Origin of the sequence: Lonsdalea populi (genome assembly GCF_015999465.1) — a bacterium.
Classification (GTDB): Bacteria; Pseudomonadota; Gammaproteobacteria; order Enterobacterales; family Enterobacteriaceae; genus Lonsdalea; species Lonsdalea populi.
The window spans coordinates 3,644,455-3,667,837 of the sequence record NZ_CP065534.1; the positions used below are offsets into that span (position 1 = coordinate 3,644,455).

22 protein-coding genes and 4 pseudogenes are annotated in these 23,383 nt (G+C 55.4%); 15 read left to right on the forward strand and 11 right to left on the reverse strand.

The genetic code is table 11. From position 1 onward, the window contains the following. Window positions 1–163 precede the first annotated feature (163 nt). From cytR to rraA, 6 genes are all read left to right on the forward strand, one after another. Complete coding sequence (gene cytR, locus I6N93_RS16155; RefSeq protein ID WP_085689941.1) at window positions 164–1,204, forward strand: DNA-binding transcriptional regulator CytR; 1,041 nt, start codon at window positions 164–166, stop codon at window positions 1,202–1,204. An 80-nt stretch (window positions 1,205–1,284) separates the two neighbouring features. Next, window positions 1,285–2,097 carry a cell division protein FtsN gene (gene ftsN / locus I6N93_RS16160; protein ID WP_085689943.1) on the forward strand — a complete coding sequence of 271 codons (813 nt, stop codon included), beginning with the start codon at window positions 1,285–1,287 and terminating at the stop codon, window positions 2,095–2,097. A gap of 84 nt (window positions 2,098–2,181) precedes the next feature. Next, window positions 2,182–2,712 (forward strand): ATP-dependent protease subunit HslV, encoded by a 531-nt coding sequence (hslV, locus tag I6N93_RS16165; RefSeq protein ID WP_026740890.1) that lies wholly within the window; start codon window positions 2,182–2,184, stop codon window positions 2,710–2,712. A 9-nt stretch (window positions 2,713–2,721) separates the two neighbouring features. Beyond that, a complete protein-coding gene (gene hslU / locus I6N93_RS16170; RefSeq protein ID WP_085689945.1) occupies window positions 2,722–4,053 on the forward strand; it encodes an HslU--HslV peptidase ATPase subunit in 1,332 nt (443 codons plus the stop codon). A 109-nt stretch (window positions 4,054–4,162) separates the two neighbouring features. Next, window positions 4,163–5,080: a 1,4-dihydroxy-2-naphthoate polyprenyltransferase gene (locus tag I6N93_RS16175; protein ID WP_085689947.1), complete on the forward strand. Its 918-nt coding sequence runs from the start codon at window positions 4,163–4,165 to the stop codon at window positions 5,078–5,080. A 135-nt stretch (window positions 5,081–5,215) separates the two neighbouring features. Continuing rightward, on the forward strand, window positions 5,216–5,701 hold the full coding sequence (rraA, locus tag I6N93_RS16180) for a ribonuclease E activity regulator RraA (protein WP_026740887.1): 486 nt from the start codon (window positions 5,216–5,218) through the stop codon (window positions 5,699–5,701). Between the two features lie 49 nt (window positions 5,702–5,750). Here rraA and zapB read toward each other — a convergent pair whose 3' ends face one another. Further along, window positions 5,751–5,993, reverse strand: coding sequence for a septal ring assembly protein ZapB (zapB, locus tag I6N93_RS16185; protein WP_026740886.1), 243 nt, complete (start codon window positions 5,991–5,993; stop codon window positions 5,751–5,753). Window positions 5,994–6,578: 585 nt separating this feature from the next. Between zapB and I6N93_RS16190 the strand changes: the two genes are divergently transcribed. From I6N93_RS16190 to fpr, 4 genes are all read left to right on the forward strand, one after another. Continuing rightward, window positions 6,579–7,433 carry an MIP/aquaporin family protein gene (locus I6N93_RS16190; protein WP_085689949.1) on the forward strand — a complete coding sequence of 285 codons (855 nt, stop codon included), beginning with the start codon at window positions 6,579–6,581 and terminating at the stop codon, window positions 7,431–7,433. A gap of 12 nt (window positions 7,434–7,445) precedes the next feature. Beyond that, a complete protein-coding gene (glpK, locus tag I6N93_RS16195) occupies window positions 7,446–8,957 on the forward strand; it encodes a glycerol kinase GlpK (RefSeq protein WP_085689951.1) in 1,512 nt (503 codons plus the stop codon). Between the two features lie 142 nt (window positions 8,958–9,099). After that, window positions 9,100–10,110 carry a class II fructose-bisphosphatase gene (glpX, locus tag I6N93_RS16200; protein ID WP_085689953.1) on the forward strand — a complete coding sequence of 337 codons (1,011 nt, stop codon included), beginning with the start codon at window positions 9,100–9,102 and terminating at the stop codon, window positions 10,108–10,110. A 165-nt stretch (window positions 10,111–10,275) separates the two neighbouring features. Then, the gene (gene fpr, locus I6N93_RS16205; RefSeq protein WP_085689955.1) at window positions 10,276–11,022 is read left to right on the forward strand and encodes a ferredoxin--NADP(+) reductase; all 747 of its coding nucleotides are present in this window, start codon (window positions 10,276–10,278) and stop codon (window positions 11,020–11,022) included. Between the two features lie 3 nt (window positions 11,023–11,025). On the opposite strand, the gene I6N93_RS16210 is transcribed toward fpr, so the two are convergent. Beyond that, the gene (locus tag I6N93_RS16210) at window positions 11,026–11,448 is read right to left on the reverse strand and encodes a DUF805 domain-containing protein (RefSeq protein WP_085689957.1); all 423 of its coding nucleotides are present in this window, start codon (window positions 11,446–11,448) and stop codon (window positions 11,026–11,028) included. Between the two features lie 164 nt (window positions 11,449–11,612). On the opposite strand from I6N93_RS16210, the gene I6N93_RS16215 reads away from it, so the two are divergent. The 3 genes and pseudogenes from I6N93_RS16215 to I6N93_RS16225 all read left to right on the forward strand — a co-directional run bounded on the left by I6N93_RS16215 (window position 11,613) and on the right by I6N93_RS16225 (window position 14,321). Next, window positions 11,613–12,203, forward strand: coding sequence for a DUF1454 family protein (locus I6N93_RS16215; RefSeq protein ID WP_085689959.1), 591 nt, complete (start codon window positions 11,613–11,615; stop codon window positions 12,201–12,203). Window positions 12,204–12,328: 125 nt separating this feature from the next. Beyond that, window positions 12,329–13,096 carry a triose-phosphate isomerase gene (gene tpiA / locus I6N93_RS16220; RefSeq protein WP_085689961.1) on the forward strand — a complete coding sequence of 256 codons (768 nt, stop codon included), beginning with the start codon at window positions 12,329–12,331 and terminating at the stop codon, window positions 13,094–13,096. A 133-nt stretch (window positions 13,097–13,229) separates the two neighbouring features. Continuing rightward, a pseudogene (locus tag I6N93_RS16225) lies at window positions 13,230–14,321 on the forward strand (IS4 family transposase). Window positions 14,322–14,398: 77 nt separating this feature from the next. Here the strand turns inward: I6N93_RS16225 and aguA are convergent. The 5 genes from aguA to I6N93_RS16250 form a co-directional block, all read right to left on the reverse strand. Continuing rightward, the gene (aguA, locus tag I6N93_RS16230) at window positions 14,399–15,514 is read right to left on the reverse strand and encodes an agmatine deiminase (RefSeq protein WP_085690222.1); all 1,116 of its coding nucleotides are present in this window, start codon (window positions 15,512–15,514) and stop codon (window positions 14,399–14,401) included. Between the two features lie 3 nt (window positions 15,515–15,517). Then, window positions 15,518–16,402, reverse strand: coding sequence for an N-carbamoylputrescine amidase (aguB, locus tag I6N93_RS16235; RefSeq protein ID WP_085690220.1), 885 nt, complete (start codon window positions 16,400–16,402; stop codon window positions 15,518–15,520). A gap of 185 nt (window positions 16,403–16,587) precedes the next feature. Further along, a complete protein-coding gene (gene pfkA, locus I6N93_RS16240) occupies window positions 16,588–17,550 on the reverse strand; it encodes a 6-phosphofructokinase (RefSeq protein WP_085690218.1) in 963 nt (320 codons plus the stop codon). Between the two features lie 225 nt (window positions 17,551–17,775). Further along, the gene (gene fieF, locus I6N93_RS16245; protein WP_085690216.1) at window positions 17,776–18,678 is read right to left on the reverse strand and encodes a CDF family cation-efflux transporter FieF; all 903 of its coding nucleotides are present in this window, start codon (window positions 18,676–18,678) and stop codon (window positions 17,776–17,778) included. Window positions 18,679–18,777: 99 nt separating this feature from the next. After that, window positions 18,778–18,969, reverse strand: coding sequence for a 2TM domain-containing protein (locus I6N93_RS16250; RefSeq protein ID WP_085690214.1), 192 nt, complete (start codon window positions 18,967–18,969; stop codon window positions 18,778–18,780). Between the two features lie 76 nt (window positions 18,970–19,045). On the opposite strand from I6N93_RS16250, the gene I6N93_RS17370 reads away from it, so the two are divergent. Beyond that, complete coding sequence (locus tag I6N93_RS17370; RefSeq protein ID WP_167459598.1) at window positions 19,046–19,393, forward strand: NUDIX domain-containing protein; 348 nt, start codon at window positions 19,046–19,048, stop codon at window positions 19,391–19,393. A gap of 115 nt (window positions 19,394–19,508) precedes the next feature. On the opposite strand, the gene I6N93_RS16260 is transcribed toward I6N93_RS17370, so the two are convergent. Further along, window positions 19,509–20,324 carry a CPBP family intramembrane glutamic endopeptidase gene (locus I6N93_RS16260; RefSeq protein ID WP_085690212.1) on the reverse strand — a complete coding sequence of 272 codons (816 nt, stop codon included), beginning with the start codon at window positions 20,322–20,324 and terminating at the stop codon, window positions 19,509–19,511. A 289-nt stretch (window positions 20,325–20,613) separates the two neighbouring features. Continuing rightward, window positions 20,614–21,046 (reverse strand): annotated as a pseudogene (locus I6N93_RS16265) (IS3 family transposase); the annotation flags it as partial. A 65-nt stretch (window positions 21,047–21,111) separates the two neighbouring features. Here I6N93_RS16265 and I6N93_RS16270 point away from each other — a divergent pair. After that, window positions 21,112–22,132 (forward strand): annotated as a pseudogene (locus I6N93_RS16270) (IS110 family RNA-guided transposase). A 222-nt stretch (window positions 22,133–22,354) separates the two neighbouring features. Here the strand turns inward: I6N93_RS16270 and I6N93_RS16275 are convergent. Further along, a pseudogene (locus I6N93_RS16275) lies at window positions 22,355–22,471 on the reverse strand (transposase); the annotation flags it as partial. Between the two features lie 312 nt (window positions 22,472–22,783). Next, window positions 22,784–23,281, reverse strand: a complete 498-nt coding sequence (gene cpxP, locus I6N93_RS16280; protein WP_085686707.1) for a cell-envelope stress modulator CpxP — start codon at window positions 23,279–23,281, stop codon at window positions 22,784–22,786. Between the last annotated feature and the right edge of the window lie 102 nt (window positions 23,282–23,383).

The window sequence follows — 23,383 nt, forward strand, 5'->3', positions numbered from 1 at the left end:
CAGCGAACAATAAATCCACAACTATAATGCGTGATTTGTTAATGCCTGCGCCGCAAGGCGCTATGCTGAACACGGTAAAAATCTAACTGCGGCATAGGGGAGGTCCTGGGTGACAGGAGCCGGAAAGACGCAGCAGCGGAAGCTGGCGTGAGGAGAATAAGCGTTGGAGAATAAAAATACGGCCGCTGTAACCATGAAGAATGTGGCGGACAAGGCGGGCGTCTCGACCGCCACGGTGTCCCGAGCCCTGATGGATCCGGAAAAGGTCTCCGCCCTGACACGGCAAAAGGTTGAGGATGCGGCCAGGGCCGTGGGCTATTCGCACTACGCGTCCGCCCGCTGCGCCAGAAGACATGAAACCCGGACGCTGCTGGCGATCGTTCCGGATATCAGCGATCCTTTTTTCAGCGAAGTCATCCGCGGTATCGAAGAGACCGCTGTGGCTCGGGGTTACCTGATACTGATCGGCGACTGCGCCTACCAGCGGCGGCGAGACACGGGGCTGTCCGATCCCAACGTCACTGCTCAGGTAGATGGTATTTTGCTGCTCGGATCTGACTTACCGTTCGATACCGGTAAGGCGGCACGCCGCAATCTGCCGCCGATGGTCATGGCGAATGAATTCGTTCCAGAGCTGGAAATACCGACGGTGCATATTGACAACCTGACCGCCGCATTCAACGCTGTGCACTATCTTCACGGGCTTGGCCATCAGCGCATCGCCTGTATTGCAGGCCCGGATACTCTGCCTCTCAGCGAATATCGGCTGCAGGGCTATATCCAGGCATTGCGACGAGGCGGCCTGACGGTGGATAACCAGTATATCGTGCGGGGGGATTTCAGCTATGACGCCGGCATTCGCGGATTGGGTGTTTTAATGTCACATCCTGCCCCACCGACCGCGATTTTCTGTCATAGTGATACCATCGCGTTGGGTGCGCTGGCGCAAGCTCATAAAATGGGTTTGAACGTGCCGCGGGATCTATCGCTAATGGGATTTGATGATATTATCCAGGCCAGCTACTGCTTCCCTCCGCTCTCCACCGTGGTCCAACCCCGCTACGAAATCGGACGTGAAGCAACGCTGCTGCTGCTTGAACAGATGCAGGGGCATTCCGTAACCCGGGGCTCACGCCTGCTGTCCAGTAAACTGGTCATTCGAGACAGTACCGCTCCGCCGAATTTTGCGCGTCACCGGCTTTAGGGATCACGGTGCTAGTCAAACATTTTAGGGTTCAGTAACATGACATCCTGTTACTTTTTTTACTTCGTAGTGAAACGATAGTGGCACAAAGAGACTATGTCGGGCGGGGGCGTTCAGGCACACGCCGGAAGAAGACATCCAGCCGGAAGAAAAAGGGGTCTTCAGGCGCATCCAAAACCATGATTGCGCTTGCGGTCGCCGTATTGGTGACCTTCGCGGGCGGGCTGTATTTCATTGCCCATAACAAGCCGCAAGAAATTCCGGTACTCCCTAATCATGTCGGCGGCAAGAGCAATGGGCTTCCGCCAAAACCCGAAGAACGCTGGCGCTACATCAAAGAGCTGGAAAATCGCCAGATTGGCGTGACGACACCGACGGAACCTTCCGCCGGCGGCGAAGTGCGTTCGGCGGGGGAACTGACCGAAGAACAGCGCCAATTGCTGGAGCAGATGCAGTCGGACATGCGCCGTCAGCCTACTCAGCTGTCCGAAGTGCCGTATAACGATCAGACTCTGGTACCGCGTTCTCAGGTGTTTATCAAACCTCAGACGACGACGCCTGCGTCCGTCGCGCCGCTGACGCAGCGACCGAATCAGAATGTGCCGAAAACTACCGCTCCCGTCACTACGGAAACGGCCAAGGCCCCGGTGGACAAACCCGAGAAAGCGCCGCGCTGGATGATTCAGTGCGGCTCATTCAAGGCGATGGCTCCAGCAGAATCCATCCGAGCGCAACTGGCATTCGCAGGCGTGGAAAGCCGTATCACCAGCAGCGGCGGCTGGAATCGCATCATATTGGGCCCCTACGGCAGCCGCGCCACAGCGGACAAGATGATCCAAAAACTGAAAAGTATGGGCAACAGCAGCTGCATTCCATTAGCCTCCGGGGGTTGAAAACCCCCGTCCCGTCCCCATTTCTAACTTCAACATGCCCCGCACTGTGCGGGGGTCTTTTTATTCAGTAACGGGGATTAGCTCGTGACAACAATCGTAAGCGTTCGCCGCAATGGCCAAGTCGTCATCGGCGGAGATGGTCAGGCCACCTTAGGCAACACCGTCATGAAAGGTAACGTGCGGAAGGTACGCCGTCTTTACAACGACCGTGTCATTGCCGGATTTGCGGGCGGCACCGCCGACGCCTTTACCCTGTTTGAACTGTTCGAACGTAAATTGGAACTGCACCAGGGTCATCTGGTAAAAGCCGCGGTGGAACTAGCCAAAGACTGGCGTACCGACCGCATGCTGCGCCGCCTGGAAGCGCTGCTGGCCGTGGCGGATGAAAACGCCTCACTGATCATCACCGGCAACGGCGACGTCGTACAACCGGAAAACGATTTGATCGCTATCGGCTCCGGTGGTCCCTATGCCCAGTCCGCCGCACGCGCCCTGTTGGAAAATACCGACCTGAGCGCCAAAGAAATCGTCGAGAAATCACTCGGTATCGCCGGTGATATCTGCATCTATACCAATCAGTTCCACACGATTGAAGAATTAGCCTCCAAGGCGTAAGGATCTACTATGTCTGAAATGACCCCGCGCGAAATAGTCAGTGAGCTCGACAGCTACATCATCGGCCAGAACAAGGCGAAACGGGCTGTGGCAATCGCCCTACGCAACCGTTGGCGTCGTATGCAACTGGACGAAGACCTTCGCCACGAGGTTACGCCAAAAAACATTCTGATGATTGGCCCGACCGGTGTAGGTAAGACCGAGATCGCCCGACGTCTCGCCAAACTAGCCAACGCGCCGTTTATTAAGGTGGAGGCGACCAAGTTCACCGAAGTTGGCTACGTCGGTAAAGAAGTGGACTCCATTATCCGCGATCTGACCGATGCCGCACTGAAGATGGTGCGCCAGCAGTCGCTGGAAAAGAACCGTGTTCGCGCTGAAGAACTGGCGGAAGAGCGTATTCTGGACGCGCTGATCCCTCCGGCCAAAAACAACTGGGGACAGTCCGAAGAGAGTCAGGAACCGTCCCCTGCTCGTCAGGCTTTCCGTAAGAAACTACGCGAAGGCCAACTGGACGATAAAGAAATCGAGATCGAACTGGCCGCCGCGCCGGTAGGCGTTGAAATCATGGCGCCGCCGGGTATGGAAGAGATGACGAATCAGCTGCAGTCCATGTTCCAGAATCTGGCCGGACAGAAGCAGAAAACCAGCAAGATCAAAATCAAGGACGCGTTTAAACAGCTGGTGGAAGAAGAAGCCGCCAAGCTGGTGAACCCGGAAGAGCTGAAGCAGCTCGCCATCGATTCCGTTGAACAGCACGGTATCGTGTTCATCGACGAAATCGACAAAATCTGTAAGCGCGGCGAATCATCCGGCCCGGATGTTTCCCGTGAAGGGGTGCAGCGCGACCTGCTGCCGCTGGTGGAAGGCTGCACCGTATCCACCAAGCACGGCATGGTGAAAACCGACCACATCCTATTTATCGCCTCCGGCGCATTCCAGGTCGCCAGCCCATCGGATCTCATTCCTGAACTGCAGGGGCGTCTGCCGATCCGCGTTGAGCTGCAGGCGTTGACCACGGAAGACTTTGAGCGCATCCTCACCGAGCCGAGCGCGTCCCTGACGCAGCAGTATAAGGCGCTGATGGCGACCGAAGGCGTTGAGGTGGAATTCGCGCCGGACGGCATCCGTCGTATCGCGGAAGCGGCGTGGCAGGTCAACGAACGTACCGAGAACATCGGCGCGCGTCGTCTGCACACCGTGCTGGAGCGTCTGATCGAAGAAGTGTCCTACAACGCCAGTGAAATGGGCGGTCAGAATGTGACGATTGATGCGGATTACGTAAGCGATCACCTCGATGAATTAGTAGCAGATGAAGATCTGAGCCGATTTATCTTATAATCCGTGCCGGCGGATCGTCCTGACAACACATCAAGTGGGAGGCTATCGCCTCCCACTTGCGTTTTCGGCAACGACGTTAAGCATAAATCTCCCAGAACTGAAGCGGATCATGACCTTATTGACACATAGCAGCAAAACTCAGGCCTGGCTCGACAGTTTGCGTCCCAAGACGCTGCCGTTGGCCTTCGCCTCCATCGTGACCGGCTCGGCTATCGCCGGTTGGCAAAGCAGTTTCAAACCGGGAGTCGCTTTGCTCGCTCTGCTGACGGCCGGTTTGCTGCAGATTCTTTCCAACCTGGCTAACGACTACGGCGACGCGGTGAAAGGCAGTGATACCGAGACACGCATCGGACCACTGCGCGGTATTCAGACCGGTGCCATTAGCCTGACTGAGCTGCGCAACGCCTTGATCGTCACGGTGCTGCTGACGATCGTCTCCGGTATTTCACTGGTCGCGCTCGCCTGCGAACAACCGGTGGACATCGTCGTTTTTCTCGTCTTCGGGCTGATGGCGATTTTGGCCGCTATCACCTATACGGTGGGCAATCGACCTTATGGCTATATCGGCTTAGGCGATGTCTCGGTACTGATTTTCTTTGGCTGGCTCAGCGTGGCAGGTTCTTATGTCCTGCAAACCGGCCGCTTCGACAGTATCGTTATACTGCCCGCGACCGCCTGCGGTCTACTGGCTACCGCCGTTCTCAACATCAACAACCTGCGCGATATCGACAACGACCGTTTGAGCGGAAAAAACACGCTGGCCGTCCGGCTTGGTGCACAGAAAGCCCGCTGCTATCACATGATGTTGTTGATGGCCGCACCGCTGTGTCTGGGACTGTTCGCACTCATTTATCTGCAAAGCCCGGCTGGCTGGCTATTTATTCTGTCGCTGCCGCTGCTGGTGAAACAGGGTCGCTACGTGCTGCGTGAAACCACCGCGTTCAGTATGCGTCCAATGCTCGAAAAGACGGTCAAATGCGCCCTGCTGACCAATATTTTGTTTGCTGCGGGCGTAATGCTCAGCTAAGTTCGCCCACGTCAACATCATCCCTGTTCCTGGTTCCGGTCAAGGCGACAGGCGACAGGCGATGATTTTGCTAACCTTCGCCAGAAAGGGATATACTCAATTCCACGATCCCTGCGGCAACCAGGCGTTAATCCTATGAAATACGATACTTCCGAACTGTGTGATGTCTATCATGAAGAGGTCAATGTCGTTGAGCCTCTCTTCTCCAACTTTGGTGGACGTAGTTCATTTGGTGGTCAAATCACCACGGTGAAATGCTTTGAAGACAACGGGCTGCTTTACGAGCTGCTGGAAGAAAACGGCATCGGGCGCGTACTGCTGATTGACGGCGGCGGCTCGGTGCGCCGGGCGCTGATTAACGCCGAACTGGCAAGATTAGCGACGCAAAACGAGTGGGAAGGCATTGTGGTCTATGGCGCAGTGCGTCAGGTCGACGATTTGGCTGAGCTAGATATCGGCATTCAGGCCATGGCGGCCACGCCGGCTGGCGCTGAGGGCGAAGGCATCGGCGAAACGGATATCCGCGTCAATTTTGGCGGCGTCACCTTCTTCTCCGGCGACCATCTGTATGCCGACAACACCGGTATCATTCTCTCCGAAGATCCGCTGGATCTGGAGTAACCGGATGAAAAGGGCGTGAACGCGCCCTTTTCCGTCTCTTGCTACTGTCTTACTGTACTTCTTCCATCTTACCCAGTAGCGCCTGCAGACGTTCCTGCCATGAGCTCTGCGCTTCACGCAATTGTTCGTTCTCGCGCATCAGCGCATCACGATTGCCTGCCACACTCTGAACTTCCTGTGATAGCGCATTATTCTTTTCTTTCAGCTCTTCAATTTCCATCTGCAACAGCGTAATGGTGTCAATCGCCTGCTGAACTTTCGATTCCAGCTTCTCAAACACTTCAAATGACATAACTTCTAACCCCTTTTTCACGCAAGGCATACGCCGTTAACGCTGATTTATTGCGAATTCTCACACCGTACTGGCGTATTCATAGCGTCGGCGCACTAGCCGCAATGCGAACGGACGGTCTGCGCCGACTCCGTTACGCCCCAAGGGCGCAACACGCTAGGAAGATTGTATGTAGCCAGCCGGAAACTGTCTAGCGCCCATCCTCCACGATCTCGAGTGTGTCATTTTTTCCTGACCGGAGCTATCGGCAGAAACCGAAAAAGCGAACTGGAGAGCGGCAAATGTTAATCAGGTTAAGGCGTTATATAACGTTTTTCATCGGCGAATCGTTTCATCTTCGCGTGAAATAAGCGAATACGCTCATTTTTTTGACGTACAACACACATTTCACCAGCGATATTTTTCTATTTCGCTCATTAACGATAAATTAACATCAAAGGAACATGTGACCTGCACACTTCGCGCCTTCCTCACTTTGCGTGTGGTTGACCACAGCACTGTGAAGCGAACCGTAAGAGGTCGAACACCGCAGGAATATCTTCCTGCACCACTTATCACGCCCTACGTCAAAAACAGGAAATGTGTATGAGTCAATCGCGAATCTCTACATTAAAGGGCCAGTGCATTGCCGAATTTCTGGGCACGGGTCTACTGATTTTTTTCGGCGTTGGCTGCGTCGCCGCCTTGAAGCTGGCCGGCGCAAGCTTTGGACAATGGGAAATCAGCATCATCTGGGGCCTCGGCGCCGCCATGGCTATCTACCTTACGGCCGCGATTTCCGGCGCTCACCTTAACCCTGCGGTCACCATTACGCTGTGGCTGTTCGCCTGCTTTGACGGGCGCAAGGTGGCCCCTTATATCCTTGCGCAGCTGGCAGGCGCTTTCTGTGCCGCCGCCTTGGTCTATGGCCTGTACTACAATCTGTTCTACGCGACCGAACAGGCACAGGGGATCGTCCGTGGCAGCGTAGAAAGCCTGAGCCTGGCGAGCATTTTCTCGACGTACCCCAATCCGATGATCTCCGTTCCCCAAGCCTTCCTCGTGGAAACGGTGATTACCGCCATCCTGATGTGCCTGATCCTGGCACTGACCGATGATGGCAACGGCATTCCACGCGGCCCGCTGGCGCCTTTGCTCATCGGCATCCTCATCGCCGTGATTGGCGCCTCAATGGGGCCGCTGACCGGATTCGCCCTCAATCCAGCGCGTGACTTCGGCCCGAAGCTATTCGCCTACCTTGCTGGCTGGGGCAAGGTCGCCTTCACCGGAGGACAGGATATTCCCTACTTCCTGGTTCCCATTCTCGGGCCGATTGTCGGCGCTGGTTTGGGGGCTTTTGGCTACCGGAAACTGATCGGCCGCAACCTGCCCTGCGACGTCTGTCCTACCGATGACGCCAGCGCAACGCCTGGCGAAACTCGCAACGTGTCTCCCCGATAAAGGACCACTGCTATGACTTTGGAAAAGAAATACATTGTTGCCCTTGACCAGGGAACCACCAGTTCCCGTGCCGTAGTGCTGGACCACGATGCCAACATCGTCAGCGTTTCCCAGCGTGAATTCGCACAAATCTACCCGAAGGCTGGCTGGGTGGAACACGACCCAATGGAGATCTGGGCGTCCCAGAGCGCCACGCTGGTCGAGGCACTCGCTAAGGTCGGGATCAGTACGGATGAAGTGGCCGGCATTGGCATTACCAACCAGCGGGAAACCGCCATCGTCTGGGAAAAAGACACCGGCAAACCGATTTACAACGCCATCGTGTGGCAGTGCCGCCGCTCCGCCGAGATCTGCGAACAGCTGAAAAAAGCCGGTCTGGAAGAGACGATCCGCGACCTCACCGGTCTGGTTATCGACCCTTACTTCTCCGGCACGAAGGTGAAATGGATTCTGGATCATGTGGAAGGCTCTCGCGAAAGAGCGCGGCGCGGCGAACTGTTGTTCGGCACCGTCGACACCTGGCTTATCTGGAAAATGACGCAAGGCCGCGTACACGTTACGGACTACACCAACGCCTCGCGCACTATGATGTTCAATATCCACACGCTGGACTGGGATGACCGGCTGCTCGACGCGCTGGATATTCCCCGCGCTATGCTGCCGAGCGTTCATTCGTCGTCCGAGATCTATGGGAAAACCAATATCGGGGGCAAAGGCGGCACGCGAATCCCCATCGCAGGCATCGCCGGCGACCAGCAGGCGGCGCTGTATGGTCAGCTGTGCGTCAGTCCCGGTATGGCGAAAAATACCTACGGCACCGGCTGTTTCCTGCTGATGAATACCGGTAAGGAAGCCGTGAAATCCGAACATGGCCTGCTGACCACCATCGCCTGCGGCGCGCGCGGCGAAATCAACTATGCGCTTGAAGGCGCGGTATTCATGGGCGGCGCGTCCATACAGTGGCTGCGCGATGAGCTGAAACTGATCGGCGATGCAACGGACTCCGAGTACTTCGCCGGGAAGGTGAACGACACCAACGGCGTTTACGTAGTTCCCGCGTTCACTGGACTGGGCGCGCCTTACTGGGATCCCTACGCGCGCGGCGCCATCTTCGGACTGACGCGCGGCGTGAACGCCAACCACATCATCCGCGCAACGCTGGAGTCCATCGCCTATCAAACGCGCGACGTGCTGGACGCGATGCAAGCCGATGCGGGCACGCACTTGCACTCGCTGCGGGTCGACGGCGGCGCGGTCGCCAACAACTTCCTGATGCAGTTCCAGTCCGACATTCTGGGAACGCGCGTCGAACGCCCCGTGATCCGCGAAGTCACCGCGCTCGGCGCCGCCTTCCTGGCCGGTCTGGCGACCGGTTTCTGGAACGATCTGGATGAGGTTAAAAGCAAAACCGCCATCGAGCGGGAGTTCCGTCCCGGCATTGAAACCGTCGAGCGCAACTATCGCTATCGCGGCTGGCAGAAAGCCGTGGCGCGCGTGCGCGCGTGGGAAGACCATGACGACTAAATCGCCTATCGCTTAAATCCTCCACAACTTTGATCGGGCGCATCTGCCGCGCCCATTTTCTCCCTGCCGCTTTGTCTCCCGTTCCGACCCCTGTGATAATATCGCCGCACTTATTCTTGCCAGAGATAACGGACAGATATCCATGAAACGTGAATTAGCCATCGAGTTTTCCCGCGTCACCGAAGCAGCGGCACTGGCCGGTTATAAATGGCTGGGGCGCGGCGACAAAAACGCAGCGGACAACGCGGCAGTTCAAGCCATGCGCATTATGCTGAATCAGGTCGACATTGACGGTCAGATCGTCATTGGCGAAGGTGAAATAGACGAAGCCCCCATGCTGTACATCGGCGAAGCGGTAGGGACCGGTCAGGGCGACGCGGTGGATATCGCCGTCGACCCGATTGAGGGCACCCGCATGACCGCTATGGGTCAGGCCAACGCGCTCGCTGTATTAGCGGTCGCGGAGAAAGGCGCTTTCCTGCACGCGCCGGACATGTACATGGAAAAACTGATCGTCGGTCCTCAGGCCAAAGGTGCTATCGATCTGAACCGTCCGCTGGAAGACAACCTGCGCGCGGTCGCCAAACAGCTGAACAAACCGCTGCGTGATCTGACGGTCACCACGCTGGCCAAACCCCGTCATGACGCCATCATTGCCAACATGCAGCGCCTGGGCGTGAAAGTCTTCGCGATCCCGGACGGCGATGTCGCCGCCTCTATCCTTACCTGTATGCCAGACAGCGAAGTTGATGTGCTGTATGGCATCGGCGGGGCACCGGAAGGCGTTATCTCCGCCGCCGTGATCCGGGCACTGGACGGCGATATGCAAGGCCGCCTGCTCGCGCGCCATGAAGTGAAAGGCGATAACGAAGCAAACCGCCGTATCGGCGAGCAGGAATTGGCACGCTGCCGCGAAATGGGCATCGAAGCCGGCAACGTACTGACACTCTGCGATATGGCTCGCAACGACAATGTCATCTTCTCCGCCACCGGTATCACCAAAGGCGATCTGCTGGAAGGCATCGCCCGGAGCGGCAACATGGCGACGACGGAAACGCTGTTGATCCGCGGCAAATCTCGCACCATTCGCCGGATCCGTTCGACTCACTACCTCGATCGTAAAGATCGGGCGTTGCACGAATTTCTGTTATAAAACCTCAACTCACACTGTTTCACAGCTGTTAAAATATCGCGTATCTTAAGGGCCGACGCACATCGGCTCCGCATCTGAAAAGACCCCATGCACAGCCATGTTAATTTATTTTCAGAGCGGGATATCGTGCCGTTCGCGGCAGGCTGCAACAGGAGTATTCGAATTATGGCAGTATGGCTAACGGGAAAGGTGGTTGAGGTAGAAAGCTGGACGGAAAGTCTGTTCAGCCTACGGGTACGCGCCCCGGTCAATACATTCACCGCCGGGCAGTATGCCAAGCTGGCGCTGGATGTGGACGGAGAGCGGGTACAACGCGCCTACTCTTACGTGAACGCGCCCAGCAGCAGCACGCTGGAGTTCTATCTGGTGGATGTACCGGAAGGCAAACTCAGCCCTCGTCTGCACCAGCTCAAAGAAAACGACGAACTGCTCATCACTCAGGAAGCCGCCGGCTTCTTCGTGCTGGAAGAAGTACCGCCCTGCGACACACTGTGGATGCTGGCGACCGGCACGGCCATTGGTCCTTATCTCTCCATTTTGGAAGAAGGCCGCGATGTAGAACGCTTCAAGAACATTGTTTTAGTCCATGCGGCGCGCTTCGCCCGCGATCTCAGCTATCTCCCGCACATGCAGCAGCTGCAACAGCGCTACAACGGCAAGCTGCATATTCAAACGGTCGTCAGTCGTGAAGAGTCCGCCGGTTCACTCACCGGACGCATTCCGGCGTTGATCGCCAGCGGCGCGCTGGAAGCGGCGGTCGGCTTACCGATGGATGCCGCCACCAGTCATGTCATGGTGTGCGGCAATCCGCAGATGGTGCGGGACACCCAGCAACTGCTGAAAGATGAGCGGCAGATGACCAAGCATTTGCGCCGTCGGCCCGGCAACATTACCGGCGAAAACTACTGGTAAACCTCAGGAACGGAGCCGCAACGGCTTCGGTTCTGGACCAAAGCGGTTAGCGCCCGGCGTTCCGGCGAAAGAGCCGCAGTCGAGCAGCATCATGATGCCAATCAACGAGGGGATGAAGCGCCCCAGCCCCCACTGCCCCAGCGACGGCAGCATATACCAGTTGCCGCTGCTCAACAGCCACGCCAACACGAGCAGCAATGCCCACCACCCGCTTTTGTTGCGATCGTGCAGCCGCTTTATCAGTACGGCGGAGGTGGGCCACATCAGCGCCACCAGCGCGAAAGCAGCGGTCTGAGTCGGCAACCAGTTCTGACCCGCCAATGCGAATAGCGCAATTGTCAGCACCACCCAGGTCACCATCCACAGCCAGAATTCCCGCCGCCCAAGACGGCCACGAAAAGAAAAACACCACTGTTGCACTGTCATCTCAAGCCTATTCCGATAGCTGTTTTCTGGCGACGAGTTTACCTTAATGAACCGTCTCTCTCGTATTTTTTACGCGAACTTTGACAATCCCTAACCAATACCGCTTTAATCACAAGGCCGCTTTACGGCATAACGGCTACTGCGACGATACTGACGAACATGATATGAAAAAATCTCTACTTATCCTTTGCTTGCTCACCGCCGGAATAGAACAGGCTAGCGCAGTCAGGGCAGACGCGCTGTTTCAGCACAAAGGTCCTGCTGCGCCTTATCTGCTGGCCGGCTCGCCAACGTTCGACATGACCATCGTCCAGTTTCGTACTCGCTATAACCTCAGCAATCCAACGCTGCCGATAGGGGAATACCGGGTCGTCGATACCCATGAAGATTCCCCCATGCTGACCCGCGCCGCCAGCAAGATCAGCAATATGCTGTACTCCTCTACCGCGCTTGAGAAAGGCACGGGCAAAATCAAAACGCTGCAAATCACCTTGCTGCCGGGCTCGAAAGATCCCGACGAAGCGGGCCGACGCAAGCAGGCACAGGAGTACATGGCCGCACTGCTGCGGGTGTTCGTCCCCTCGCTGACTCGGGAACAAAGCCTGAAAAAAGTCGATACCCTGCTGACGCAAGGTAAAGGTCACCCCTTCTTCCAGCAGGAAGAAGGCGCACTGCGTTATGTGGTGGCAGATGGGGGCGAAAAAGGGCTAACGTTCGCAGTTGAACCGATTAAGCTCACGCTGGCAGAATATTGATCAAAGCCGCTATTAGGCACGAAAAACAGAGCCACCCGGCCTTTTCGTCTTTATACTGTCGCCAGGTTACACTGCCAACGGCAGTCACATATTGATTAACTTGCTATCCGTCTGGAGGAAAAAAGATGCGACATCCCTTAGTCATGGGCAACTGGAAGTTGAACGGTAGCACCCACATGGTTCACGAACTGATTACCGGCCTGCGCAACGAACTGAGCCCCGTCGCGGGTTGTGACGTAGCTATCGCTCCGCCGGCTGTTTACCTGGGTCAGGCTAAGCACGAACTGTCTGGCAGCCGTATTGCCCTGGGCGCGCAGAACGTTGATGTAAACCTTTCCGGCGCATTCACCGGCGAAACCTCTGCCGACATGCTGAAAGACATCGGCGCTAAATACATCATCATCGGTCACTCAGAACGCCGCACCTATCACAAAGAAAGCGACGAATTCGTTGCTAAAAAATTCGGCGTACTGAAAGAAGCCGGTCTGACTCCGGTTCTGTGCATCGGTGAAACTGAAGCCGAAAACGAGGCCGGACAGACTGAAAGCGTTTGTACTCGTCAGTTGGACGCCGTTCTGAACACGCTGGGCGCTAAAGCTTTCGAAAATGCCGTCATCGCTTACGAACCTATCTGGGCTATCGGTACTGGCAAGTCAGCCACTCCGGCGCAGGCACAGGCTATCCACAAATTCATCCGCAGCCACATCGCTAAACAGGATGCGGCGGTAGCAGAACAGGTCATCATCCAGTACGGCGGTTCCGTTAACGCGTCTAACGCGGCTGAACTCTTCACCCAGCCGGATATCGACGGCGCGCTGGTTGGCGGCGCATCACTGAAAGCAGACGCTTTCGCCGTAATCGTGAAAGCCGCAGCAGAAGCCAAAGGCGCGTAACGCCCTACGGTATCGTGTTCTCGGTATAAAAACGGCCCCTTTCGAGGAGTAATGCCAGTCAGTTAAGGATCGGTTGGCCGATCCAGTGGCTGTGTAAGAATCCGGAAATGCTCACCCGTTTCCGGATTTTTTTATGCGCATTGGACAGGCTCCTGATCTGATATCCCGTTACGATTCTCTGCGTAACCCGCTGACTTCTCAGGGTGATTATCTGAACCCGGAACTCATTTCCCGCTGTCTTGCCGAAGCCGGCACAGTCACCCTGCGCAAACGTCGTCTGCCGCTGGAAATGATGGTCTGGTGTATCGTCGGCATGGCCCTTGAACGTAAAGAATCCCTCCATCAGCTTGTTAATCGGCTGGACACTTACTGCCGGGCAGTCGTCCCTTTGTCGCACCCAGCGCTGTGATCCAGGCCCGTCAGCGTCTGGGAAGCGAGGCCGTCCGCCGCGTGTTCACGCAAACAGCGCAGCTCCGGCATAACGCCACGCCGCATCCGCACTGGTGCGGCCTGACCCTGCAGGCCCTCGTTGGTGTGTTCCGGCGAACGCCGGACACGCCAGAAAACGATATCGCCTTCCCCCGCCAGACGCATGGCGGGAAACCAGGACTCTACCCGCAGGTAAAAAGGGTCTGTCAGATGGAGCTGACCGGCCATCTGCCGACGGCACAATGAAAAACAGCGAAAATGAGCTCGCTGAGCAACTTATAGAGCCAACCGGAGATAACACCCTGACGTAATGGATAAAGGCTATTACTCACTGGGGCTGTTAAATGCCTGGAGCCAGGCGGGAGAGCACCGCCACTGGATGCTTCCTCTCAGAAAGGGAGCTCAGTATGAAGAGGTCAGAAAACTGGGTAAAGGCGACCATCTGGTGAAGCTGAAAACCCGTCCACAGGCACGAAAAAAGTGGCCGGGTATGGGAAATGAGATGACAGCTCGTTTGCTGACCGTGACGCGCAAAGGAAAAGTCGTCCATCTGCTAACTAATCTGGTGAGATATCAGATGATTAAAATGGCGGGACATCTGAAAGGATACTGGCCGAATCAGCTGAGCTTCTCTGAATCATGCGGAATGGTAATGAGAATGCTGATGACCCTGCAGGGCGCTTCACCGGGGCGGAGCCCGGAGCTGATGGGTGATCTTGAAAGTATGGGGCAACGGGTAAAGTTACCGACAAGAAGGGAAAGGGCCTTCCCGAAAGTGGTAAAGGAGAGGCCCTAGAAATACACAGCAGCCCCGAAAAAGGGCCAGTCAGTGGCTTAACTGACTGGCATTACCCCTTTCGAGGAGCCGTTTTTTTATGGGTGGGATTGTTCCGCGCGCGCTGACGGGATCTGCTGAGTAATGCAGTGGATGTTTCCTCCGCCCAGCAATATTTCACGCGCGGGTACGCCGCTGATCAAGTAATCCGGGAACATCTGCTGCAACAGCGCGTGAGCCTGGCGGTCCGTGCGTTTATCCAGCAGTGGATAAATCACCTGACGATTGCTGATCAGGAAGTTGACGTAGGACCCCGCCAGACGCGAACCCGCGATACGCTCAATCGCTTTCCCGTCGACCTCGATCCCTTCCGCCTCGCCCTGCGTCATATAGAGCGGACCCGGCGCCGGCAGCCTCCAGATCTTCAGATGCCGGCCGTGCGCATCGCGCGCCTGCGAGAGCACCTGATACGCCGCCATCGAGCGGGCATACTGGGGGTCGTTCTCATCGTCGGTCCAATGCAGCGCGACCTCGCCGGGACGCACGAAACAGCACATGTTGTCGATGTGCCCGTCCGTCTCGTCGTTGTAAACGCCGGACTCCAGCCAGATAAATGCCGAAACGCCGAGGTAGTCCGTCAGCAGTTGCTCAATCTGCGCCTTGTCCAGATGCGGATTCCGGTTGGGATTGAGCAGACACTCCGCCGTGGTCAGCAGCGTGCCTTCGCCGTCGGTATGTATGGAACCGCCCTCCAGCACCAGCGGCGCGGCGTAGCGGGCGTCGCGGTGATAGTCCAAAACTTGCCGCGCGACCTGCTCATCCCGACGCCAGTCCGCATACAGACCGCCCTGTTCTCCGCCCCAGGCGTTGAAGCGCCAGTCCACGCCGCGGCGCTCGCCCGCAGGGCTGAGCACCATCGTCGGCCCCGTGTCGCGCATCCAGGCGTCGTCGCTTTCCATGTCGACCAGCGTGACGCTGGCAGGCATGATACTCCGCGCATGCGCCATCTCTGCCGCCGGTACGCCCATGATGACCGGGGTCGTCTGGGCGATGGTCGCCGCAACGGTAGAGAAGGTCTGCTGCGCCGGGATCAACGCGTCTGCGGAGCGCCAGTTGTCGCGGCGATACGGCCACAGCATCCAGACCGCTTCCTGCGGAGCCCACTCTGCAGGCATGGCGAAACCGTCCTTAAACGGGGTGGTCAGCTGTAACATAGTTTATCTCCAGGTTTTACCGTCGGAAGTGCCGATCACGCCATACATTTCCGGGCGACGGTCACGGAACAAGCCCCAGGTTGCACGCATCTGCGCGATTTCCTGCAAGTCAAAACTGTGCATTAGCACCGCTTCATCGGTACGGTTGGCCTGCTGCACCAGCTCGCCGGTCGGATCGGCGATGAAGGAGGAGCCGTAGAAGGTCATTTCCAGCCCATCGATATGCTTGCTGGCTTCCGTCCCGATACGGTTGGAGGCCACCACCGGCACCAGGTTAGCGGCGGCGTGTCCCTGTTGTACACGCGTCCAGTGCAGCTGGCTGTCCCAGGAAGGGAAAGCGGGTTCAGAGCCGATGGCCGTCGGGTAGAAGATGATCTCTGCGCCCATCAGCGCCAAACTGCGGGCAGTTTCCGGGAACCACTGATCCCAGCAGATGCCCACGCCCACCTTGGCGTAGCGGGTCTGCCACACTTTGAAGCCGGTGTCGCCGGGAATGAAGAACTGTTTTTCCTGGTAGGCCGGGCCATTGGGAATATGCGTTTTGCGATAAACGTCCAGCACGCTACCGTCCGCATCGATCATCACCAGCGAATTGTAGTAGGCGTTATTGGCGCGTTCGAAGAAACTCAGCGGCAATACCACTTCCAGCTCGGCGGCCAGCGCGGAGAAATGTTTAATTAAGGGACTGTTATCGAGGCTCTGCGCCAACGCGTAGTGTTCAGGGTTCTGGTCGATGCAGAAATAAGGCGCGGCAAACAGCTCCTGGATCAGGATGATTTGCGCACCCTTTGCGTGCGCCTGCCGCACGAGTTTTTCCGCGTTTTCGATATTCCTGGGCAGGTCCCAGGTACAGGCCATCTGCGTAGCGGCAACAGTCACTTTTGTCATGCGAAAACCTCGATAATTTCTGCGTTTATGCTCTTGCTGAACCGCCGTAAAAGGCGAATTCAATCAGCGCCAAATAAAAGTTTAGGTCAACCTAGCACCCTGTGTCTGTGGATGACAGCCAAAAGAAATCCCGCCCCCTAGGGGACGGGATTTCAGACACCCTGCCACAACGGGCTGGCGACCAATCAGAACAGTTTTTTCGCCGTTTCCAGCCAGTCGCCCTTGAACGGACGTTTCATGTTCTCGATAGCGTCGATGATATCATGGTGAACCATTTTTTCATTCTGGATCCCCACGCAACGACCACCGTATCCCTGCAGCAGCAGTTCGATGGAGTAGGCGCCCATACGGGAAGCCAGAATCCGGTCGTAGGCGACTGGAGAGCCGCCGCGCTGAATGTGGCCCAATACGGTCGCGCGCGTTTCGCGCCCGGTTTCCTGCTGAATGTAGCTGGCCAGCTCGCCCACATCGCACATCAGTTCGGTGATGGCAACGATAGCGTGTTTTTTCCCTTTGGCGATCCCACCTTTGATTTCAGCCACCAGATCTTCTTTTTTGAAGTCGACTTCCGGCACAACGATGAACTCGCAGCCGCCGGCGATAGCCGCTGCCAACGTCAGGTCCCCGCAGTGACGCCCCATCACTTCAACGATGGAAATACGCTGATGAGAAGAGGACGTGTCGCGCAGGCGGTCGATAGCTTCAACAACGGTGTCCAGCGCAGTGAAGTAACCGATGGTGTAGTCCGTGCCTGCCACATCGTTATCGATAGTGCCCGGCAGACCGATGCAAGGGAAACCCATTTCGGTCAAACGTTTGGCACCCATGTAGGAGCCGTCGCCACCGATAACGACCAGCGCATCCAGACCCCGTTTTTTCATGTTTTCTACGCAGACCTGACGCACAGATTCTTCACGGAATTCAGGGAAACGGGCGGAGCCCAGGAACGTACCGCCGCGGTTGATGACATCTGACACGCTATAACGGTCAAGCTGCGCCATGCGATCTTCGAACAAACCCTGATAGCCATCATAGATTCCGTAAACTTCCAGTCCTTCCGTTAATGCAGCGCGTACCACACCGCGGATAGCTGCGTTCATGCCTGGCGCATCGCCACCGCTCGTGAGTACTCCTATCTTCTTAATCATGACAACCTCTGGATTTGTAGATGTTAATTCGCAGATTTTTGTTATCGTGCGCGAAGTTTGCGGCATTCAACACCGACAACGCAAACCTCTCACCTTCTTGTACGTATTTTATAACAAATACCCCCGGCTGAATTGATTCAAGTCAGGCTTAAAGACCAGTAAATTCCCTGTGGGGCATCACATATTTACAAAAATATAGCGCCTACGTGATAATTCGCTGTTGAATCAAATGTTCCACCATCCTCGCTGGGTATCTGGAACAGCCGATATTGGGTCCTGATGAATAATGATATCGGCATCGGGGAAGCGTTGCAGCAATGCTTTCTCCAAATCGTCCGCAATCTGATGAGATTCTACCAACGGCAGGGTATCTTCCATTTCCAAATGCAGCTGGATAAACCGCGTGGGGCCCGCTCGTCGCGTTCTTAGCTGATGCGCACCGCTGATGCCCGGCCACTTGGCAACAATATCGGTGATTTCCTGCCGTTCTTCATCCGGCAGCGCTCTGTCCAGTAGGGCTTGAATAGCATCGTAAGCCATTCGCAATGCGCTGTACAAAATATAAGCGCCAATGCCGAGCGCGAAAACGGCATCCGCCCAGGTCACACCTTTCCAGCTCAATCCCAGCGCCACCAGGATCGCACCGTTCATCATCACATCAGATTGATAGTGCAGCATGTCTGCGCGCACCGCCTGACTGTGGGTACGGGCCACCACCCAGCGCTGGAATGCGACCAGCAGACCGGTCACGACCAACGCCACGATCGTCACCCACATCCCGACGGCCGGATCCTTCAGCTCCTGGGGAGAAATCAGATGCTGGAAACCAGTCAGCAGCAGAAACAGCGCCGACCCCGAGATAAACATGCTCTGAGCCAATGCGGCGAGGGACTCGGCTTTGCCGTGACCGAAAGTATGCTCGGAATCCGCCGGCTGCAACGAGTAGCGCACCACCAGCAGGTTGATTAACGAGGCGGCGATATCCACCAGCGAATCGACCAAAGACGCCAGCAAACTGACCGATCCGGTATACCACCACGCAAAAACCTTCAGAGCAAAAAGCGACAGCGCCGTTGCGGTCGCCAGAATAGCGGCTGTCGTCACCAGGCGTCCGTAGCGTGAATCCATACCTACCTCCTGTAAAAACAAGACATTAAGTATAACGGATAGCACGGTCGGGATCCGAACAGACCGCCTATGGCGGCAAACTCATCTTGGAAACAGACGCTAACGCCGTAATATTTCTTGCAGTCGAGCCTGCTCCCATCGCGCCAGCTGCCCACGCAGCAGAAACAGTTTTATCACTCTCAGCGCCAGAACCCCGCCCCAAATCAGCAGCGGCCAGAGAAACCAGTGGTTTTGGGGAGCGGTGAGTTGATTGACGATTAATAGCGCGAGGTTAACCGGTGTCACCAGCATTGGATGCCGTAGACAGATCGCCGACGTCAGCGGACAATTGCGCTATTACTCTACGCTGTTATTAAGGCTTCATCCCATGAGACACCGTCCCGCTTCACGACTTTTGGTCATCGACCCGGCGCAACGCGTTCTGTTGTTCCAATTTTCCCATAGCGGGGATGCTCTGGCGGGGCACATCTATTGGGCCACGCCCGGCGGCGCAGTCGAAAGCGGAGAAAGCGTTGAAGAAGCGGCGCGGCAAGAGCTCTTGGAAGAAACCGGCTTCGCGACTGCGCCACTCTCCCCCTGCATCGCTACACAGACATTCTCTATGAGGTTGGATAGCGGCGAAGAAGTCATCGCTGAAGAACACTTTTTATTGTCCGCGTCGGCCACGCGGAGATCGACGCCAGCCGCTGGAGCGACAACGAAAGACGTGTCATAGGCCAGTACGCATGGTGGTCTTTTGCTGAACTGGCCCAGACAGAAGATACCGTGTATCCCGATAACCTGCTTTCATTGCTGCGGGAACCTCTCACAGGCTAAGATGCCGCAGGGCGTCAGCGCACAAAATAGGGATAGGTAAAGCACAGCAAATGTGTGAGATTAAGCGCAAAATGAAACGCCGTCGATACCCACAGCCGACCACTCCAGTACCAGGCAGCGCCGTAGATAAGCCCCGCCAGTCCGGCGAAAATCATCATCAGCGGCCCCGCCTGAAAGTGCGCCAGACCAAATAACGTCGCGGTCACGATCAGCGCCGGGAGAGGACCGGCACATTGCGTCAGGCGTCTTTGCAGATAACCGCGAAACAGCGCTTCTTCCGCCAGAGAGACGAAAAAAATATTGGCCAGCACAAACTGGCCCAGCCATGCGGGCCAATGCAATTCGAACCGCAAGCCACCGAGGACGACGGCCAGCAGCAAAAGGGCCGGCACCGTCAGCATCAATAACCCCCACTGCCAACGCGGCCTTGATTCGGACGTCACCTTGTAGAACAGATCGGGGATCGCCATCCACAGCAGGAACGGCGCAAGAGCTTTATCGAGATTGTAATAGAGCGAGAAAGGCGCGCTGTGCGGGCCCGCAACAACACGGTCAAGCACTTTGGGGTTGTGAAAACCGGGAACCAGATGCAAAAACAGCAGGATACAGAGCAGAACGAGAAGCCCTTCGCCACCCGCCGCAATCCACTTTCTGTCCCGATAGCGAAGCAGCCGATATCCTATCAACATCGCCACGCAGAGCGTTCCTACGACAGGCAGCGTGATAACGTCCTGCAGCCAGGCCACCATCAATGTGAACGCCAGCAACACTCCAGCGATGGTGTGATGTAATGTCAATGCGACAAGCGCCAATCCCAACAGATACTCCATCTTAACTCTCCGTTTATGCTTCTTAATGACACTTCCTTACCACCGACCCATATCCGTCCGGTGGGATACCATCATCGCTCAGACAAGACGGGGCTACACCGCCTACTGCATAGCGCCAGCTAATTCGTGATGAGCCATAGTGGTAATTTTGCGTGAAACGCCGCAAACAGGATCTGTGACTAAGGTGCGGTTTAGGTAAAAGAGGGGGAGAGAAGGAAAGAAAACCCGCTGCGCCACAGCGAGTTTCGTGTCGTGGAAACATCTGTAAGCACACCCGTTTTAGTTCCACCTTACGACGAAAATTCAGTTTCAGTAGGCAGTAAATACGATGAACGCGTTTATGCTTCCATGCATGCCCTTGCCTGCGTAACATCTGAAACAGCTTCGTGAAGCCGTATCGCGGGTAGCGCTTCGCCACTTCTGTCAACGCCTGAACCGCTGGCTCATCACGCCGGGTGTCGGGCTGATAAAGAGACACCGTCCTGCTCAGCGATAACGTCCTGCATGCCTGGCGTATGCTCATCGCAAATTGCGCAATCAGGTAACTGACGAGTTCACGCTTTATCTCTGGTTTTAGAGCTTTTTTTCGATAACCTCTTTGAGTGCCCGGCACTCCAGACTCAGGTCGGCAAACATCTGTTTCAGACGTCGGTTTTCGTCCTCGAGATCTTTCATTTTTTGATATCGGAGGACACCATGCCACTATATTTGGCTTTCCAGTTAATGGGATGGACTACCTCCTCCTTGCGGGCTTAACTGAATAGAACACATTCGGAGGAGAATAATTATGACCCTCAAATTTTTGGGTATCGATCTGGCTAAAAATGTTTTCCACTATGTGGACTGAATCAGGCCGGAAAACCGGTATACAGTAAGCGGGTTTCGCGAAAGGTATTGCTCCAGACAGTAGCTAGCATACCGGCCTGCCTGATCGGAATAGAAGCTTCGACAGGCGCATTTTACTGGCAGCGCGAATTTGAAAAGCCGGGCCATAAAGTCAAAGTTATTAGCCCTCAGTGTGTAAAACCTTTCGCCCGGGGGCAAAAGAATGACGGGAATGACGCGCAAACTATTGGCATTGCCCTTATGCAGCCGACAATGCGATTTGTTCCCCCCAAAAGTCCGGAGCAACAGGATATTCAGGCCCTCCACAGGGCCCGACAACGCATTGTTAATCACCGGACAGCAACTGTCTGCCAGATCAGGAGATTATTACTGGATCGGGGGAGCACTATCGGTGCAGCTATTTCCAGAGTAAAGCGTGCAGTTCCTCTTATTATTGAAGATGCGGAGAATGGATTAAGCACCAGAATGCGTAAAACAGTCGCTGAGCTGTTCGATCTTTTTATTGATTTGGGACGTCGTATGACTTTCTTTGATAAAGAAATAGAAACCATATTCAGACAGTCTGAACCCTGCCGGCGTATTGCCAAAATAAAAGGCATTGGTCCTAAAACAGCGACTGCTGTGGTAGCCGCTATAGGAAAAGGCTCCGAATTTAAGAATGGTCGCCACTCTGCCGCCTGGCTCGGCCTTGTCCCGCGGCAATACTCAAGCGGAGACAGACAGGTACTGATGAATATGACCAAAAAGGTGATAAGCATCTACGAACCATGTTTATACATGGGGCCAGGGCCGTCGTCAGAGTTGCTGAGAATAATCATGACAGCTCAATGAATCAGTGGGTTAATCAGTTAAAAGAGCGAAGAGGCGTTAACAAAACGACTGTCGCTGTCGCAAACAAGAATGCCCGGATTGTCTGGTCGATGTTGAAAAATAGTACAGAATATCAATCTGTTGTGATTTAAAGCTTTCCGAGAAAAGTTGCAGAGTATTGAAAAATGGTGACAGGTTGCACCTGCACCATCGGAACCCGACTATTATATTGGCCTTAGAGGCCGTCCAGTTGTTGAGGCGACGGTGTGCGGATTACCCATTTGGGCACAGGTCAGTATTGCTGATGCCGGATAGATGTAAGCAACAACCCAAAACCAGATTCAGTACTTGCAAAACGGAGGTAGTCCATAGATGTAATATGAGGCCTCGGATATCCCCGCTTCGCGACGGACAACTTTGACGGTGCGTCCGGCTTCAACAGATTTTAAAACGGCAATAATCTGATATTCGGTGAATCGGACTTTACGCATAGCGATCTCCTCAAAGGGACATAATCAGTATGTCGGAAGATCTCTAAAAGCGAATGGTTCAGTTTACTGGGATGCTTACACCCTCTCCAACGGGGTTGAACGGGTTGCAGTCAGTTAATGAATATAACCAACTGTTTTAAAATGGTTTTATTAGAAAAATCAAAAAAAAAGCCCTCCATCAAGGAGGGCAAATAGACAGGGATGGTGTCTATGGCAAGGAAAACAGGGTCCATCATCTACACACACAACGTTTCACTATCGATCAACTGCTCAGGGAGCCCGATGTAGCGTTGCCTACCATCACCAGCAGGTTCACTTAGGCACGCTGAAATATTTTTCCTGCTGATTCGCGACCGATATCTGCTCGCGAATCACTTCCATATGCTGCTCATGCTTATGGCGCATCACTTCTTTCTGTTCCGGCGTCAACAGGCTGTACATCTGATTACGCACCCGGGCCATTTCCACCTGACGTGCAATCTGCGCCTGGGTCATTTTATTAATTTGCGCCCGAACGGCCGCCTCATCGAATTTTTCAGCTATAACCAACTGATACATCGTTTCTACATCCTGCGCGGAATAGGGAGGCATGTCGTGCCGCACTTCCTGCATCAGATCACGCATCTGTTGGCGTTGCTGCTCCGTCAACTTTACGCCATCGAACATCCTTTGCTGATTAGGAATACGTTTCGTGGCAGAGTCATTCTGCGTCAGTTCTTCCATCCCGATCCCCTCAGCTTCAGCTGCCGTAGCGATGCTGGAACCCAGCAACAGCAGTGAAGCGAGAGACAACAAGGTGGTGCGCCGCATCAATAACTCCTCAGTAGTTGTACCGCTCAGCGAATTGATGGGTTCAGTCTAAACACCCCGCTGCAAACATGCGTCAGACGGTGTAAAACTACGTAAAGTCAT

Bases quoted from the DNA above. Each gene is read 5' to 3' on its own strand.
- hslU (WP_085689945.1), top strand. From the start codon at position 2,722: ATGTCTGAAATGACCCCGCGCGAAATAGTCAGTGAGCTCGACAGCTAC.
- I6N93_RS16175 (WP_085689947.1), top strand. From the start codon at position 4,163: ATGACCTTATTGACACATAGCAGCAAAACTCAGGCCTGGCTCGACAGT.
- rraA (WP_026740887.1), top strand. From the start codon at position 5,216: ATGAAATACGATACTTCCGAACTGTGTGATGTCTATCATGAAGAGGTC.
- zapB (WP_026740886.1), bottom strand. From the start codon at position 5,993: ATGTCATTTGAAGTGTTTGAGAAGCTGGAATCGAAAGTTCAGCAGGCG.
- I6N93_RS16190 (WP_085689949.1), top strand. From the start codon at position 6,579: ATGAGTCAATCGCGAATCTCTACATTAAAGGGCCAGTGCATTGCCGAA.
- glpK (WP_085689951.1), top strand. From the start codon at position 7,446: ATGACTTTGGAAAAGAAATACATTGTTGCCCTTGACCAGGGAACCACC.
- glpX (WP_085689953.1), top strand. From the start codon at position 9,100: ATGAAACGTGAATTAGCCATCGAGTTTTCCCGCGTCACCGAAGCAGCG.
- fpr (WP_085689955.1), top strand. From the start codon at position 10,276: ATGGCAGTATGGCTAACGGGAAAGGTGGTTGAGGTAGAAAGCTGGACG.
- I6N93_RS16210 (WP_085689957.1), bottom strand. From the start codon at position 11,448: ATGACAGTGCAACAGTGGTGTTTTTCTTTTCGTGGCCGTCTTGGGCGG.
- I6N93_RS16215 (WP_085689959.1), top strand. From the start codon at position 11,613: ATGAAAAAATCTCTACTTATCCTTTGCTTGCTCACCGCCGGAATAGAA.
- tpiA (WP_085689961.1), top strand. From the start codon at position 12,329: ATGCGACATCCCTTAGTCATGGGCAACTGGAAGTTGAACGGTAGCACC.
- aguA (WP_085690222.1), bottom strand. From the start codon at position 15,514: ATGTTACAGCTGACCACCCCGTTTAAGGACGGTTTCGCCATGCCTGCA.
- aguB (WP_085690220.1), bottom strand. From the start codon at position 16,402: ATGACAAAAGTGACTGTTGCCGCTACGCAGATGGCCTGTACCTGGGAC.
- pfkA (WP_085690218.1), bottom strand. From the start codon at position 17,550: ATGATTAAGAAGATAGGAGTACTCACGAGCGGTGGCGATGCGCCAGGC.
- fieF (WP_085690216.1), bottom strand. From the start codon at position 18,678: ATGGATTCACGCTACGGACGCCTGGTGACGACAGCCGCTATTCTGGCG.
- I6N93_RS16250 (WP_085690214.1), bottom strand. From the start codon at position 18,969: ATGCTGGTGACACCGGTTAACCTCGCGCTATTAATCGTCAATCAACTC.
- I6N93_RS17370 (WP_167459598.1), top strand. From the start codon at position 19,046: ATGAGACACCGTCCCGCTTCACGACTTTTGGTCATCGACCCGGCGCAA.
- I6N93_RS16260 (WP_085690212.1), bottom strand. From the start codon at position 20,324: ATGGAGTATCTGTTGGGATTGGCGCTTGTCGCATTGACATTACATCAC.
- cpxP (WP_085686707.1), bottom strand. From the start codon at position 23,281: ATGCGGCGCACCACCTTGTTGTCTCTCGCTTCACTGCTGTTGCTGGGT.